General features: G+C 72.0%; 12 protein-coding genes. 8 read left to right on the plus strand and 4 right to left on the minus strand.

Features of this window, described 5'->3' with window-relative positions; translation table 11 throughout:
• Positions 1-31: 31 nt before the first annotated feature.
• From FQY79_RS03405 to FQY79_RS03420, 4 genes are read left to right on the plus strand one after another with little or no spacing between them, the layout of a single operon-like run.
• Positions 32-1,675, plus strand: a complete 1,644-nt coding sequence (locus tag FQY79_RS03405; protein WP_146310737.1) for a long-chain fatty acid--CoA ligase — start codon at positions 32-34, stop codon at positions 1,673-1,675.
• Entirely contained in the window at positions 1,672-3,051 is a 1,380-nt protein-coding gene (locus FQY79_RS03410) for a hypothetical protein (protein WP_146310739.1), read from the plus strand. The genes FQY79_RS03405 and FQY79_RS03410 overlap by 4 nt, the downstream gene beginning before the upstream one ends.
• Entirely contained in the window at positions 3,048-3,479 is a 432-nt protein-coding gene (locus FQY79_RS03415) for an acyl-CoA thioesterase (RefSeq protein ID WP_146310741.1), read from the plus strand. The genes FQY79_RS03410 and FQY79_RS03415 overlap by 4 nt, the downstream gene beginning before the upstream one ends.
• Positions 3,476-4,609, plus strand: coding sequence for a zinc-dependent alcohol dehydrogenase family protein (locus FQY79_RS03420; RefSeq protein ID WP_146310743.1), 1,134 nt, complete (start codon positions 3,476-3,478; stop codon positions 4,607-4,609). The genes FQY79_RS03415 and FQY79_RS03420 overlap by 4 nt, the downstream gene beginning before the upstream one ends.
• 49 nt (positions 4,610-4,658) lie before the next feature.
• On the opposite strand, the gene FQY79_RS03425 is transcribed toward FQY79_RS03420, so the two are convergent.
• Together FQY79_RS03425 and FQY79_RS15320 are read right to left on the minus strand one after the other, a co-directional pair.
• On the minus strand, positions 4,659-5,414 hold the full coding sequence (locus FQY79_RS03425) for a LytR/AlgR family response regulator transcription factor (protein ID WP_146310745.1): 756 nt from the start codon (positions 5,412-5,414) through the stop codon (positions 4,659-4,661).
• Entirely contained in the window at positions 5,411-6,481 is a 1,071-nt protein-coding gene (locus FQY79_RS15320) for a sensor histidine kinase (RefSeq protein WP_186759726.1), read from the minus strand. The genes FQY79_RS03425 and FQY79_RS15320 overlap by 4 nt, the downstream gene beginning before the upstream one ends.
• Before the next feature lie 144 nt (positions 6,482-6,625).
• On the opposite strand from FQY79_RS15320, the gene FQY79_RS15325 reads away from it, so the two are divergent.
• Positions 6,626-7,624, plus strand: coding sequence for a PD40 domain-containing protein (locus FQY79_RS15325; protein ID WP_186759728.1), 999 nt, complete (start codon positions 6,626-6,628; stop codon positions 7,622-7,624).
• A 70-nt stretch (positions 7,625-7,694) separates the two neighbouring features.
• Here the strand turns inward: FQY79_RS15325 and FQY79_RS03435 are convergent, their stop codons facing one another.
• The gene (locus tag FQY79_RS03435; RefSeq protein WP_146310749.1) at positions 7,695-9,041 is read right to left on the minus strand and encodes a DEAD/DEAH box helicase; all 1,347 of its coding nucleotides are present in this window, start codon (positions 9,039-9,041) and stop codon (positions 7,695-7,697) included.
• Positions 9,042-9,426: 385 nt separating this feature from the next.
• On the opposite strand from FQY79_RS03435, the gene FQY79_RS03440 reads away from it, so the two are divergent.
• Together FQY79_RS03440 and FQY79_RS03445 are read left to right on the plus strand one after the other, a co-directional pair.
• The gene (locus FQY79_RS03440) at positions 9,427-9,795 is read left to right on the plus strand and encodes a hypothetical protein (protein WP_146310751.1); all 369 of its coding nucleotides are present in this window, start codon (positions 9,427-9,429) and stop codon (positions 9,793-9,795) included.
• Positions 9,796-9,799: 4 nt separating this feature from the next.
• A complete protein-coding gene (locus FQY79_RS03445) occupies positions 9,800-11,683 on the plus strand; it encodes a monovalent cation:proton antiporter-2 (CPA2) family protein (protein WP_146310753.1) in 1,884 nt (627 codons plus the stop codon).
• Positions 11,684-11,687: 4 nt separating this feature from the next.
• Here the strand turns inward: FQY79_RS03445 and FQY79_RS03450 are convergent, their stop codons facing one another.
• Positions 11,688-13,061 carry an MBL fold metallo-hydrolase RNA specificity domain-containing protein gene (locus tag FQY79_RS03450; protein WP_146310755.1) on the minus strand — a complete coding sequence of 458 codons (1,374 nt, stop codon included), beginning with the start codon at positions 13,059-13,061 and terminating at the stop codon, positions 11,688-11,690.
• Between the two features lie 208 nt (positions 13,062-13,269).
• Here FQY79_RS03450 and FQY79_RS03455 point away from each other — a divergent pair, with 208 nt between their 5' ends.
• On the plus strand, positions 13,270-15,336 hold the full coding sequence (locus tag FQY79_RS03455; protein WP_186759734.1) for a M13 family metallopeptidase: 2,067 nt from the start codon (positions 13,270-13,272) through the stop codon (positions 15,334-15,336).
• Positions 15,337-15,517 lie beyond the last annotated feature (181 nt).

Here is a 15,517-nt window from a genome sequence, read left to right on the forward strand (position 1 = left end):
CTCCGGCCAGCGACCCATCCAGGAGCCGACCATGCAACGTTCCCCGCACTGGCCGCCCGGCCTGCCCCACCACCTCGAACTGCCGCAGACCTCGCTGTACGACAACCTCGCGGTCAGCGCGCGCCGCTACCCGCGCAAGCCGGCGACGATCTACTACGGCCGCGCGCTCGAATACGCCGAGCTCGACGCCCAGGCGAACGCGCTCGCCGGCTACCTGCAGCAGCGCTGCGGCGTGGCGCGGGGCGACCGCGTCGCGCTGTTCATGCAGAACTGCCCGCAGTTCATCATCGCCTTCCATGCCATCCTGCGCGCCGACGCGGTGGTGGTGCCGGTCAACTGCATGAACCGGCTCGAGGAAGTGCGGCACATCGTCCGCGACAGCGGCGCGCGCGTGGCCGTGCTGGCGCAGGAACTCGCGGCCGAGATGCTGCCGCTGCGCGGCGAGCACCTCGACCACGCCGTCCTCGCCAGCTACTGCGACTATGCCGATCCGGACACCGACCTGCCCGTGCCCGACGTGGTCGCGCAGCCGCGCGAGCGCCTCGACGGCACCGTCGCCTGGGCGGACGCCCTGGGCGAACGCCTGGCGCCCTCGCCACACCTGGCCGGACCGGACGACCTCGCGGTGATGCCCTACACCTCCGGCACCACCGGCCATCCGAAGGGCTGCCTGCACACGCACCGCACGGTGATGCACACCACCGTGGCCGGGCCGGAGTGGTGCTTCGCCCCCAAGGACACCGTGGTGCTGGCGAACCTGCCGATGTTCCACGTCACCGGCATGCAGAACGGCGTGACCACGCCGGTCTGGCGCGGCAACACCATCGTGGTGATGACGCGCTGGGACAAGGCCTGCGCGGCCAGGCTGATCGAGCGCCACCGCTGCGGCTCCTGGACCGCGATCCCGACCATGCTGATGGATTTCCTGCACCAGGACCTGTCGGCCTTCGACCTGTCCTCGATGCACATCCTGACCGGCGGCGGCGCGGCGATGCCCAAGGCGGTCGCCGAGCGCATCCGCCAGCTGTGGGGCATCGACTACGTGGAAGGCTACGGCCTGTCGGAAACGATGGCCCCGACCCATCTCAACCCCGTGCACCGGCCCAAGCCGCAATGCCTGGGCCTGCCGATCTTCGACGTCGATTCGCGCGTGGTCGATCCGCAGTCCTTCGAGGAACTCCCGCCGGGCGAGGTCGGCGAGATCGTCTCCCACGGCCCGCAGGTGATGCTGGGCTACCACGGCCGTCCCGCCGACGATCCGGAGACCTTCGTCGAGATCGACGGCAAGCGCTTCCTGCGCACCGGCGACCTGGCCTACGTCGACGACGAGGGCTACTTCTTCATGGTCGACCGGCTCAAACGCATGATCAACGCGTCGGGCTACAAGATCTGGCCGGCCGAGGTCGAGGCCATGCTCTACGGCCATCCCGCGGTGCAGGAGGCCTGCGTGATCGCCGTGCGCGATGCGCACCGCGGCGAAAGCGCCAAGGCGGTGATCGTGCCGCGCGAAGGCCATGAGGTGACGCCCGGGGACATCATCGAATGGGCGCGTGGCCGCATGGCGGCCTACAAGGTGCCGCACGAGGTCGAGTTCCGCACCTCGCTGCCGCGCAGCGCCACCGGCAAGGTGCAGTGGCGGGCCCTGCAGGAAGCCGAAGACGGGCGGGCGCGGTGAGCGGCGCGCAGCGGCCGCCGGTCGTCGAGAACAGCGGCTGGCGCTGGGGGCCGTTCACCTTCCGCCTGCCGTTCCTGCACACGCGCCCGCACTGGCCGGAGATCGCGCAGGGCCTGCTGGTCGCCACCGCCACCGGCCTGGCCCTGGTGCCGATCCTCGTCGGCTATTTCGGCATGTCGTTCGAGGAGGCCATCGCCGCCTCGCTGCTGGTCAGCACCCTGATCGTCATCGCGCTGTGGGTGTTCGGCGAACCCTACGCGCCGGGCTGGACCACGCCGGCGCTGCCCCTGGTGCTGGCCTTCGTGCTGCCACGCTACGACACGCCGGACCTGCGCTTCCAGGCGATGACCGCCATGTCGCTGTCGTTCGCCGTGCTGGTGTTCGTGCTCGGCATCACCCGCGCCGGACCGCGCCTGATCGCCTGGCTGCCGCCGACGCTGCGCGCCACCATCCTGATCGGTTCGGCGCTGGCCGCGTTCCGGCAGGTGTTCGTGACCGACGCGCCGCGCTTCCTGCACCAGCAGCCGATGTCGATCCTGCTGGCCTGCGCGATCTGCCTGGTCGTCGTGTTCTCCGCGCCGCTGCAGCGGCTGCAGGGTCGCCTGCCGTGGCTGCGCCACCTGGTCGCGCTGGGCCTGCTGCCCGGCTTCCTGGCCGCCGCCATCGTGGGACCGCTGGTGGGCGAAGTGAGCTACGACGTGCAGTGGGGCTGGATGCTGCCTCCGGTGGGCGACGCGCTGGCGAAGATGTCGCCCTTCGCCATCGGCTGGCCGCCCCTGTCGATGTACCTGGACGTGCTGCCGCTGGTCCTGCTGACGTACGTGATCACCTTCGGCGACTGGGTCACCGCCGAAGCGGTCATCCGCGACGCGCAGCCCGCGCGTCCGGACGATCCGATCCGCATCGACGCGCGCCGCTCGCACCTGACCCTGGCCGTGCGCAACGCCGCCGCGGGCCTGGTCGCGCCGTTCTTCACCACCCAGGGCGCGCTGTGGGCAGGGGTGCACGTGGTGGTGGTGTCGCGCTGGCGGCAGGGACCGCAGGCCATGCGCGACCTGCACAGCGGGCTGATCTCCTACTTCATGATGGGCCTGCCGGTGATCTACTTCGTGCTGCCGCTGCTGACCGGGCTGCAGCCGCTGCTGGGGGTCGCACTGGCCATCACCCTGGTCACCACCGGCTTCGCCTGCGCCTATATCGGCATGGGCATCCCGCGCAGCAACGCCGAGCGCGGCAGCGCGGTGCTGGGCGGCGTGGCCCTGTCGCTGTTCGATCCCTGGATCGCGCTGGCCGCGGCGCTGGCCTGCTGGTGGCTGCTGGTGGGCCGCGAGCAGAAGCCGGCGACGGCCACCGCCGGCGCGGAGGAACACGCATGAGCACGCGCGCCGGCTACCGCCACTTCCTGTCCATCCCCACCCGCTGGAAGGACAACGACGTCTACGGCCACGTCAACAACGTCGAGTACTACAGCTACTTCGACACCGTGATCAACACTTACCTGATCACGGTCGGCGGCCTCGACATCCACCGCGGCGCGGCGATCGGCCTGTGCGCCGAATCGCATTGCCGCTTCCTGCGCGAGATCGCGTTCCCGGGCAGCGTCGATGCCGGTCTGCGCGTGGAGAAGCTGGGCAACAGCAGCGTGCGCTACGGCATCGGCCTGTTCCGCGCCGGCGAGGACGCGCTTGCCGCCGAAGGCTGGTTCGTGCACGTATTCGTCGACCGCGAGACCCGGCGCAGCACGCCGATCCCGGACCGCATCCGCGCGGCCCTCGCACCGCTGGTGGTGGAGGCGGCGCCATGACCACGATGCGCGCCGCGGTGCTGCGCACGATGGGCGCGCCGGCCCCGTATGCGCAGTCGCGCCCGCTCGCGATCGAAACCGTGCGGCTGCAGCCGCCGGGGCGGGGCGAGGTACGCGTGCGCGTGCGCGCCGCGGGCCTGTGCCATTCCGACCTGTCGGTGATCGACGGCTCGCGCCCGCGCCCCATGCCGATGCTGCTCGGGCACGAGGCCACCGGCGAGGTGGTCGAACTGGGCGACGGCGTCTCCGGCCTGCGGGTGGGCGACCAGGTCGTGTTCTCGTTCGTGCCGATGTGCGGGCACTGCGGTCCGTGCGCCTGCGGCCGCCCGGTCCTGTGCGAACCCGGCGCGGCCGCCAACGCCGCCGGCACCCTGCTCGACGGCGACGTGCGGCTGCGCGACGCGCACGACGCGCCGCTGCACCACCACCTGGGCGTGTCCGGATTCGCCGAGTACGCCGTGGTGTCCGAACGTTCCGCGGTGCGCATCGATCCGGACCTGCCGCCCTCCATCGCCGCCCTGTTCGGCTGCGCGGTGATGACCGGCGTCGGCGCGGTGGTGAACACCGCCGGGGTGCGCCCGGGCGAATCGGTGGCGGTGTTCGGGCTCGGCGGCGTCGGCCTGTCGGCGGTGCTGGGCGCCGCCGCCTGCTCGGCCTGGCCGCTGGTCGCGGTCGACGTGGTGCCGGAGAAGCTGGCCCTGGCGCGCGAACTGGGCGCAAGCCACTGCATCGACGCGCGCGAGGGCGACGTGGCCGCGCAGGTGCGCGAGGCGACCGGCGGCGGCGTCGACCACGCGCTCGAGACCGCGGGCAGCGAGCGCGTGCTCGCCGCCGCCTACGCCGCCACCCGCCGCGGCGGCTGCACGATCACCGTCGGCCTGCCCGCGCCCGACCGCATGTTCAGCGTGCCGGCGGTGGGCCTGGTCGCCGAGGAACGCACGGTCAAAGGCTCGTACATGGGTTCGGCGGTGCCCCGCCGCGACATCCCGCGCTACGTGGCCCTGCATCGCGCCGGCCGGCTGCCGGTCGAGCGGCTTCTCACCCACACGCTGGCGCTCGACGACATCAATGCCGGCTTCGACCGGCTCGCCCGCGGCGAGGCGATCCGCCAGGTGGTGCTGTTCGACTGAACGGCGCGGCGGGCGTGCGGCCGCGCATTGCGCGCCGCGGTCGATGGACTCAGCCCTCCAGCCCCAGCGCCGCGCGCAGCGCCTGGCGGTAGCGACGGCCGGACGCGAGCCGGGTGCCGTCGCGCAGGCGCAGGCGGTACTGCCCGGCACCGAGCGGCTCGACCTGCTCGACCAGGTCGATGCGCACCGCGCGCGAGCGGTGCACGCGCACGAAGCGCGCCGGGTCCAGGCGATCGAGCAGCGCGGCCAGCGGCTGGCGCAGCAGCAGGCTGCGACCAGGGAGCACAAGCTCGACGTAGTTGCCCTGTGCCACCAGCATGCTGATCTCGTCGACCGCCACCACGCGCAGGCGCGGCCCGTCCGGGACCGCGAGGCGGGAGAGGTAGCCGCCGGCCGCCGGGGCGGGTTCACGCAGGGGCGCCGAGGGTGGCGGCACCGGCGCCATCCGTGCACGCACCCGCTCGACCGCCTCGCGCAGGCGCACCGGCGACAGCGGCTTGACCAGGTAATCGACCGCATCCACCGCGAACGCCTCGAGCGCGCGTTCGCCGTATGCGCTCACCACCACCACCCGCGGCCGCGCCGGCGCCGGCATCCGCTCCAGCAGCTCGAATCCGTCGAGCCCGGGCATGCGCACATCCAGGAACACGACGTCCGGCCGCACCTGCGCCAGCCCGGACAGCGCCGCGGCGCCGTCGCGATAACTGCCCACCACCTCCACGCCGCCCAGGTCGCCGAGCATGCGTTCGAGCCGCCGCCGGGCCAGCGGCTCGTCGTCGACGATGGCCGCACGCAACGAGGTCATGCCGCGACCTCGCGCGCGGGCGCGCACGGGACCACGACCCGTGCGGTGGTGCCGCCGAGCGCATTGGGCAGCAGCTGCAGGGAGGCTTCTGTGCCGTGCAGCTGCTGCAGCCTCGCGCGCAGGTTGGCCAGGCCGTGGCCGGGGCGCGCCTCCGGATCAGGCCCGCCGCCGTCGTCGCACACCGCCAGGTGCAGGGCGGGGCCCTCGCGCCGCGCCTCGACGACCAGGCGCCCGGGGCCTGTGCGCCGCGCCAGCGCGTGCACGATCGCGTTCTCGGCCAGCGGCTGCAGCAGCAGCGGCGGTACCCGCACGTCGCCCACGTCGTCCCCGATCCGCCATTCCACCCGCAGGCGGTCGCCCAGGCGCAGCGACTCGATGTCGAGGTAGTGGCGCAGCAGCGCCAGTTCCTCGCGCAGCGGCACCTGCGGCGTGGCCTGGCGCTCGAGGCTGCTGCGCAGCAGCGCGCCGAGCGCCACCAGCATCCGGTCGGCGGCATCCGGATCCAGGTGCACGACCTCGGCGATGGAGTTGAGTGCGTTGAACATGAAGTGCGGATTGAGCTGCGAGGCCAGCAGCTGCAGGCGCGCGCCGGCCAGGTCGGCCTCCAGCCGCGCGGCCCGGCGCTCGCGCTCGCGCGCCCGCGCCGCGTACAGCCAGGCGTGGCACGCACCGACCATCAGCCACAGCAGCAGCAGGTTGTTGGCCAGGCTCGCGGCGAGCACCGTGGCGACCGCCGGCTGCCCGTGGTACCAGCCGACCCACGGGTTGAGCGCCAGCACCGCCAGCGCGCGCAACACCACGATCGCCAGCACCAGGGCGAAGGTCGCCGGCAGGTGCTGCGCGAGCCGACCGCGCTCGAGCGGGAAACGCTGCACGCCCCACAGCAGCAGCAGGGTCAGCGGGATCCACAGCCAGGCCGAGGCGAAGCCGATCGTGGCCGCGCGCCCGAGCGGCATCACCTGGCCGTCGGCGCCTTCCATGCTCAGTGCCTGGCTGGTGGAGGCCACGCCGTACAGCGTCCACCAGGCGGTCACCAGCAGCAGCGTGGGCCAGGGACGCAAGCGCATATGCACGCCATGCTGGAACGGGCCGGCTGCGTCCGCAAGCGCTGCGGTGGCGTTCGCCCCACGATCCGGACGCTTCGTCACAAGGGCGTTGCGTCGTGCGCGCCGATGGCGCCTGCTTGGGCCCACCGTCGCCGGAGCAACGCCATGATCCGATCCGATGCCCTGACCGCCGGACTGCTCGCCGCCGCACTCACCACCGCGCTCGCCGCGGCCTGCGCGCACGCGCGCGGCGGCCCCTCCCCGACCCCTTCTCCTTCTCCCGTTCCCTCCCCTGCGTCGCCCTCCCCTCACGCGCCGCCCTGCCCGCCGACCGAGGTGTTCGCCCCCGGCACCATTTCCCTTCCCGACAGCTGGCAGTGGCGGCTGAACTTCAATCCGCTGCTCACCGAGGCGTACTGGTCGCACAGCGAAGGCTGGTGGCCCGGCACGCGCGAGCGCGCCGAGATCCGCACCTCGCGCCGCCTGCCGGGCGGCCGCTGGTCCACGCCGGCCGTGGTGCCGTTCTCGGGCACGTACGCCGACATGGATCCGTTCGTGACCCCGCTCGGGACGGCGATGTTCTTCTCGTCCATGCGCCCGGTGCACGGCCGGCCCCGGCAGGACATGGACCTGTGGATGGTGCGCCGCACCGCGCACGGGTGGAGCGAGCCGGTGCACCTCGGCGACCAGGTCAACGCCGAGGGCTACGACGAGCTGTATCCGAGCGCGGACCTGCTCGGCAACCTGTACTTCGCCCGGGTCAAGGCACCGGAGCCCGGCGGGGACGTGCAGATCTGGCGCAGCCGCCCGCGGCGCGACGGCAGCTACGGTCCGCCGGAACCGCTGGGCCCGGGCGTGAACACGCCCGAGCGCTGGGAATTCAATCCGGAGATCTCGCCCGACGGCCGAACCCTGCTGTTCGTGCGCCTGGACCGCGACGACGACGGCCTCGAGGACGTCGGCCATGGCTGGGGCGACCTCTACGTCAGCCGCCAGGTCCACGGCGTGTTCACCGAAGCGGTGAACCTGGGCCCGTGCGTGAACACGGCCGCCGACGAGTACCACCCCACCGTGCTGTGGGCGCGCGGCGAACTCTACTTCGCCCGCAGCGCCGACGGCGTTCCCGGGAACTTCCACCGCACCCGGCTGCGCCTGCCGCGCTGAGCGCGCGGAACGCGGGCACCAGAAAGGCCGGCCCCCCGCGGGGACCGGCCTTTCCGTTTCCAGCCGGGGCTCAGGCGCGGGTGTCGCGGCGCCGGCTGCCGCCCCGCGCCGGGCGCGAGCCCGGCTTGCCGGCATGCGCGTGCGCACCCTGCCCCCCGGGCTTGCCGTGGCCGCGCTGGCCGGGCTTGCGCGACGGACGCTGGCCGCCGCCGGGCTTGCCGCCGCCATTGCGGCGACCCGGCTGGGTGGAGTCGAGGCGCAGCGGCTGTGACGGCGCGTAGCCGGGCACGTCCTCCATCTCGATCCCCGCCTTGAGCAGGCGCTGGATCTGCCGCAGCAGCGCGGCCTCGTCCGGCGACACCAGCGACAGCGCCTCGCCGCTGGCGCCGTTGCGGCCAGTGCGGCCGATGCGGTGCACGTAGTCCTCGGCCACCATCGGCAGGTCGTGGTTGATCACCAGCGGCAGGCTCGGGATGTCGAGGCCGCGCGCGGCCACGTCGGTGGCGACCAGGATCCGCGCCTTGCCGGACTTGAACTGGTCCAGCGCCTTCTGCCGCTGCGCCTGGCTCTTGTTGCCGTGGATCGCCAGCGCCGGCAACCCGGCCTTGCCAAGCTGTTCGGCCAGGCGGTTGCAGCCGTGCTTGGTCTTGCCGAACACCAGCACCTGGTCGGCGTGGCGCCGCGACAGGATCTCGACCAGCAGGTCGCGCTTGCGCGAGGCGTCGACCGGATGCACCCGGTGGACGATGGTGTCGGCGATGGTGTTCTGCGCGGCGACCTGCACTTCGGCCGGGTTCTTGAGCAGCTCCATCGCCAGGGCGCGGATGCGCGGCTCGAAGGTGGCCGAGAACATCATCGTCTGGCGCTGCTGCGGGACGCGCGCGAGCACGCGCTTGATCGAGGGCAGGAAGCCCATGTCGAGCATGCGGTCGGCCTCGTCGAGCACCAGCAGTTCGACCGCGTCGAGCTTGGCGTGGCCGGAGTCGAGGTGGTCGAGCAGGCGGCCCGGGCAAGCGACGAGGACGTCGACGCCGCGGCGCAGGTTGTCGATCTGCGGCTGCATGCCCACGCCGCCGAAGACCATGGTGACGTTCACGCGCAGGTGGCGGCCGTAGGCCTTGAGGCTGTCGGCGACCTGCACCGCCAGCTCGCGGGTCGGCACCAGCACCAGGGCGCGCGGCTTGCGCGGTCCCTTGGCGGGCGTGTCCCTGGCCAGCTGCTGTAGCAGCGGCAGGCCGAAGGCGGCGGTCTTGCCGGTGCCGGTCTGGGCGGCGCCCAGCAGGTCGCGGCCCTGCAGGGCGAAGGGAATGGCCTGGGCCTGGATCGGCGTGGGCGTGGTGTAGCCCGTCTCGGAGAGGGCGCGCAGCAGCGCGGGCGAAAGCCCCAGCGCGGCGAAGGGGGTGGTGTCAGGCGTCATGTGGGATTTGCTCCTCGGCAGCCGCGCCCCGCCGCGCCGTGCGGCCACCAACGTGGGCACGGGCATCGATCGAGGCCTTCGGCTGGCTTGCCCGGAACCATCCAGATCCGCGTTGCGGGCAATGATTGGCGGCGTCCGGAGGCTTCCGGGGCCGTGTCTGCGCGACGAAAGACGTGCGGGAGAGGCGCCGCCGGGGAGTCCCCGGGGCCGGCCTGCCAGGATCGTGGCCTGCACTGGTGCAGGTGGGCAGCCGTGTTGCAAACGCCGTCATTGTAGCGGTCGCGCCCCGGGACCGCCATCCCGCCGGCAGGCGGGGCCCGGGCCGGTGGAAAGCCGGTCGCCGGCTGTGACACCCTTGCCGGCGAACCCGCCCCGCGAGCGCCGCATGTCCTTCCGACCGACCCCGCCGAGTCCCGGAACCGTCCTCGCCCGCCTGCTGCTGGCCAGCGTGTTCATCGTGATGGGGGCCTGGCGCCTGTGGGCCGCCTACCAGGGCGCGTCCGCCAGCGGCGCCACCCTGACCTTCAGCGCGGCCGAACTGGTGCTCGGCGTGCTGGTGGCGGCGGGCTGGAGAGTGCGCGGGCTCGCGCTGGCATGCGCCGCCCTGCTGGTGGCCGATGCGGTGCTCAACCACCCGTTCTGGGGCCTGGCCGAGCCGGCCCGCAGCGCGCAGCTGCTGCACTTCATGAAGAACGCCGGCCTGGTCGGCGGCTTCCTGCTGCTGTCGCAGGCCACGCCCGGGCGACGGCGCTGACGCCATGGCGGCCGGCGCGGGCGGCGACACCCTGCTGGTTGGCGCCGTCGCCCTGCTCGGCGCGGCGGTGGTCTTCGTGCCGCTGTTCCGGCGGCTCGGGCTGGGCTCGGTGCTCGGCTACCTGGCCGCGGGCATCACCATCGGGCCGTTCGGCCTGGGCTGGTTCTCGCATCCGCAGGCGATCCTGCACTTCGCCGAACTGGGCGTGGTGATGTTCCTGTTCGTGGTCGGGCTGGAGATGCGCCCGTCCCAGCTGTGGAACCTGCGACGGCAGATCTTCGGCCTTGGCGCACTGCAGATCGGCTTCGCCGGCGCAGCGCTCACCGGAGTACTGTGGCTGCTCGGCCTCGCGCCGCAGGCCGCGTTCATCGGCGGCGCGGGCTTCGTGATGACCTCGACCGCGATCGTGATGCAGGTGTTGGGCGAACGCGGCGACATCGCGCTGCCGCGCGGACAGCGCATGGTGTCGATCCTGCTGTTCGAAGACCTGCTGATCGTGCCGCTGCTGGCGCTGGTGGCGGTGATGTCGCACGCGCCCGCGGATCCGGACGCGCCCTCGGGGCTGGTGGCCGTGGGCATCGCCGCGGCCGCGCTGCTCGGCCTGGTGGTGGCGGGGCTGTACCTGCTCAATCCGCTGTTCCGGCTGCTGGCGGCGGCCAAGGCGCGGGAGGTGATGACCGCCGCGGCATTGCTCGTGGTGCTGGGTGCGGCGGTGCTGATGGAGATGGGCGGGCTGTCGATGGCCATGGGCGCCTTCCTGGCCGGCGTGCTGCTGTCCGGGTCCACGTTCCGGCACCAGATCGAGGCGGACATCGAACCGTTCCGCGGCATCCTGCTGGGGCTGTTCTTCCTCGCCGTGGGCATGTCGCTGGACCTGGCGGTGGTCCGCGACGGCTGGACCCTGGTGCTGCTGGCGGTGCCGGCGCTGATGCTGGCCAAGGCCGCGTGCATCTACGTGGTCGCGCGGCTGCTGCGCAGCAGCCACCGCGACGCGCTCGACCGCGCGGTGCTGATGGCGCAGGGCGGCGAGTTCGCCTTCGTGCTGTACGCGGCTGCGGAGGCCGCGGGCGTGATCGACGGACCGACCAGCGACGGCCTGACCGCGACCGTGGTGCTGTCGATGGTGCTGACCCCGCTGGCCACCCTCGCCGTGCGGCCGCTGCTGCGCGAGACCACCCCCCCGTCACTCGACGGGGTGGACGTGGCCGGCGGCCAGACCGGCAGCGTGCTGATCATCGGCTTCGGCCGCTTCGGCCAGGTGATGAGCCAGTCGCTGCTGGCGCGCGATGTCGACGTGACCATCATCGACAACGACATCGACATGATCCGCAGCGCGTCGGAGTTCGGCTTCAAGGTGTACTACGGCGACGGCCGCCGGCTCGACGTGCTGCGCGCCTCGGGCGCGGGGACGGCGCGTGCGCTGGCGGTGTGCGTGAACGACCGCGCCGCCGCCAACCGGATCGTGGAACTGGCGCGGCGGCACTTCCCGCAGGCCAAGCTGCTGGTGCGCGCCTACGACCGCCAGCATGCGCTGCAGCTGGTCAAGGCCGGGGTCGACGTGCAGGTGCGCGAGACCTTCGGCTCGGCCGTGGCCTTCGGCGAGGCGGCCCTGCGCGCGCTCGGCGTGCCCGCCGACGAGGCCGCGGCGATCTCCACCCAGATCCGCAAGCTCGACGCCGAGCGCTTCGAGATGGAAGTGGCCAGCAACGATTCGCGCGCCGGCGCGCGGCTGGTCATCGGCAATCGGCGCCAGGGCGGCGCGCCAGCGCCGAAGCCGACGCCGTTCGTGCCGCCCAAGCGGCCCTCCGTGGCGCTCAACGCCGGCGCCGAGCAGGCGGCGACCCCGCAGGCGCCGACGCAGGACCCGGCGGGCAAGCCGCCGGCCTGAGCGCTCAGACCTCGACCGCCGTCCCGGGCCGCGCCAGCGTCACCTCGCCCGCGCCGCGGCGGCGCAGCTCGCGCGCGAGCGGCTCGCGCGCGCGGTCCTCGCCATGCACCAGCACCACCGGGGGGTTGCCCTCGAAGTGCCCGTACCAGGCCAGCAGCCCGGACTGGTCGGTATGCGCCGACAGGCCGCCGATGGTGTGGACCTGCGCGTTGACCCGGTACTCCTCGCCGTGGATGCGCACGGTCGATGCGCCGTCCACCAGCCGGCGGCCGAGCGTGCCTTCGGCCTGGTAGCCGACGAACACCACGTGGGTGGCGCGGCGCTCGATGTTGTGGCGGAAGTGGTGCAGGATCCGGCCGCCGTTGGCCATGCCGCTGCCGGCGATCACGATCGCGCCGTTCTCGATCCGGTTGATCGCCATCGAGGCCTCGGTGCTGTCGGTCAGGTGCAGGTTCGGCAGGGTGAACGGATTGGGGCGGCGCTTCCAGACCTCGCGCGCCTCCTCGTCGAACAGCGTGCGGTGGCGGTCGTAGACCGCGACCACCTTCGCCGCCATCGGGCTGTCGAGGAAGATGCGCCAGCGCGAGATCTGCCATTCGTCCCAGTAGCGCGCGAACCAGTACAGCAGCTCCTGCGAGCGGCCCACGGCGAAGGCCGGGATCAGCACCTTGCCGCGCGCGTTCCACGCCTGCTCGAGCAGGTCGCCGAACTCGTGGATGGTGTCGAGCCGGTCGCGGTGGTTGCGGTCGCCGTAGGTGGACTCCATCAGCACCAGGTCGGCGTCGCGGACCGGTTCGGGGTCGCGCAGGATCGGCGTGCCGTGCGGACCGAGGTCGCCCGAGTACACCAGCTTGCGGCCCTCCGCCCACAGTTCGACGATCGAGGAACCGAGGATGTGGCCGGCGTCGCGGAACGCGATCTCCACCCCCGGCGCGATCGCTGTGCGCGCGCCGTAGCGCAGCGGGCGCACCAGGTCGAGCACGTCGTGCACGTCCTCGCGGGTGAACAGCGGCATCGCCTCGGGTTCGCCCGGACGGCGCTTGCGGTTCTCGCGCTCGGCGTCGCTCTCGGCCAGCGAGGCGGCGTCGAGCAGCATCACCGGCAGCAGGTCGGCGCCGGCGTCCTGGATGTAGATCGGGCCGCGGAAGCCCTGCCAGACCAGGCGCGGGATGCGGCCGACGTGGTCGATGTGGGCGTGGCTGACGACCAGCGCGTCGATCGAGGCCGGGTCGAACGGGAACGGCTCGAAGTTGCGCGCCTCCATCTCGCGGCCGCCCTGGATCATCCCGCAGTCGAGCAGGATCCGCCGGCCCGCGGCCTCGACCAGGTGCATCGAACCGGTCACCTCGCCCGCCGCGCCGTGGAAATGGACCCGCATGCCGTGCCTCCACCCTGGACAGGTCCCGATTTTGCCTGCGCGCGCGCGTTCCCGCAGCCGGGCCGCCGCGGGCGCCTATGACCTCCGACACCCTTCCCGGACAGGACGCAGGCGTACAGTGCGGCGCACAACCGGCCACGGCCACCGCCGTGGCCGCCGCTTCCGCCGCTCCACGGAGAATTCCATGCGTGCACCCGCACCCCGCCTGCTGCTCCTGTCCCTCGCCGTCACCCTCGCGGTGACCGCCTGCGGCAGGGACCAGGCCCCCGCCACCGATTCCACCGCCGCGCAGCCGTCCTTCGTCCTCGACGAGGCCAGCCTGCCGCCGGTCAACCGCTTCCAGCCGTCCGACCTCGACGACACGATCAACGCCTGCGTCGACTTCGCCGGCTACGTGAACGCAAAGTTCCTCGCGGCCAACCCGGTGCCGGCCGACCGCACCAACTGGGGCGCGTTCGAGATGCTCGACGAGCGCTCCACCGCGGTCCAGCACCAGCTCGCGCAGCACGCGGCCAGCCTCGAGGATGCGACCGGCGTCGAAAAGCTGGTGGGTGATTTCTGGGCCACCGGCATGGACGAGGCGAAGATCAACGCCCAGGGCATCGAGCCGCTGAAGGACGAACTGGCCGCGATCGACGCGCTCTCCGACACCGCCGGTCTCGTCGACTGGCTGCAGCGCACCGCCGCCAGGGGCCAGGGCTTCCTGCTCGGCGTCGCGGCGATGCCCGACTTCCAGGATTCCTCGATCAACATCGCCGTCACCGGCCAGGGCGGGCTGGGCCTGCCCGACACGCCCTACTACACCGACGACAAGCACGCGGCGATCCGCGAGGCCTACGTCGCCCACATCGCCAGGGTGCTGGAGCTGTCCGGCGTGCCGGCCGACGAAGCCGCACGGCAGGCCAGGGACGTGATGGCGTTCGAGACCCGCCTGGCCAAGGTGTCGAAGTCGCGCGCCGAGTTCTCGCGCGACGTGTCGCTGTACTACAACCCGATGCAGGTGGCCGACGCCGACAAGCTGACCCCGAACTTCCCGTGGACGAAGTTCTTCGAGGTCCAGGGCATTGAGCAGCCGAAGCTGTTCTCGGTCTCGGTCCCCGACTTCTTCCGCGAAGTGGACGCGATGCTGGTGGACGTGCCGGTCGAGCAGTGGAAGAGCTACCTGCGCTTCCACGTGGTCGACAACGCCTCGCCGTACCTGTCCGACGAGTTCGTGCAGCAGCACTTCGAGTTCCACAACAAGACCCTGAGCGGCCAGAAGGAAATCAAGCCGCGCTGGAAGCGGGTGCTCGCCACGATCAACAACCAGATCGACGAGGCCATGGGCCAGATGTACGTCAAGGTCGCGTTCCCGCCCGAGTCCAAGGAGCGGATGGAAGCGCTGGTCGCCAACCTCGGCGAGGCCCTGAAGGAGCGGATCCAGAACCTGGAGTGGATGAGCGACGAAACCAAGGCCAAGGCGCTGGAAAAGCAGGCCGCGTTCACCACCAAGATCGGCTACCCCGACAAGTGGCGCGACTGGAGCGGCCTGGAGACCAGCCGCGACAGCTACCTGGACAACGTGCTGGCGGCGCAGGAGTTCAACTATCGCTGGATGATCAACAAGATCGGCAAGCCGGTGGACCGCACCGAATGGGCGATGCCGCCGCAGATGGTCAACGCCTACTACAACCCGCTGCAGAACGAGATCGTGTTCCCGGCCGCGATCCTGCAGCCGCCGTTCTTCGATCCCGAGGCGACCGACGAGATGAACTACGGCGGCATCGGCGCGGTGATCGGCCACGAGATGAGCCACGGCTACGACGACCAGGGCAGCCGCTTCGGGCCGACCGGCAAGTTCGAGAACTGGTGGACCGAGGCCGACGCGGCCGCGTTCAAGGAACGCACCGCCAAGCTGATCGCCCAGTTCGACGCCTACAAGCTCCCCGATGGCCGCACGCTCAACGGCACCCATACCCTTGGCGAGAACATCGGCGACCTCGGCGGCCTGGCCACGGCCTACGACGCGATGAAGAAGGCCACGCAGGGCCAGCCCGACCCGATGACCGACGGCCTGACCCGCGACCAGCGCTTCTTCCTGAACTGGGCCACGGTCTGGCGCCGCAACTTCACCCCGGAGGAGCTGAGCAAGCGCCTGGTGACCGACGAGCACGCCCTGGCGCAGTTCCGCGCCATCGGCGCCCCGTCCAACCTGCCCGCGTTCGCCGAGGCGTTCAACTGCAAGCCCGGCGACCCGATGGTGCGCGACGGCGACGACCGCGTGATCATCTGGTAATCCGGCGCAACCGCGCCATACGGAAAAAGCCCGGCGAACGCCGGGCTTTTTCTTGGTTCTTCTCCCAACTGAGGGGAGAGAGGCGCACGGCCGACCCGGCAGAATTGTTGTTCTCGAGGCAACAAAACGGGGCCGGCCGTGGCCGAAGTGGATTGTATGTCCCAGCTGGGTGGCTGGAAGG

The sequence above is a fragment of the Luteimonas wenzhouensis genome, assembly GCF_007859305.1.
Taxonomy (GTDB): domain Bacteria; phylum Pseudomonadota; class Gammaproteobacteria; order Xanthomonadales; family Xanthomonadaceae; genus Luteimonas; species Luteimonas wenzhouensis.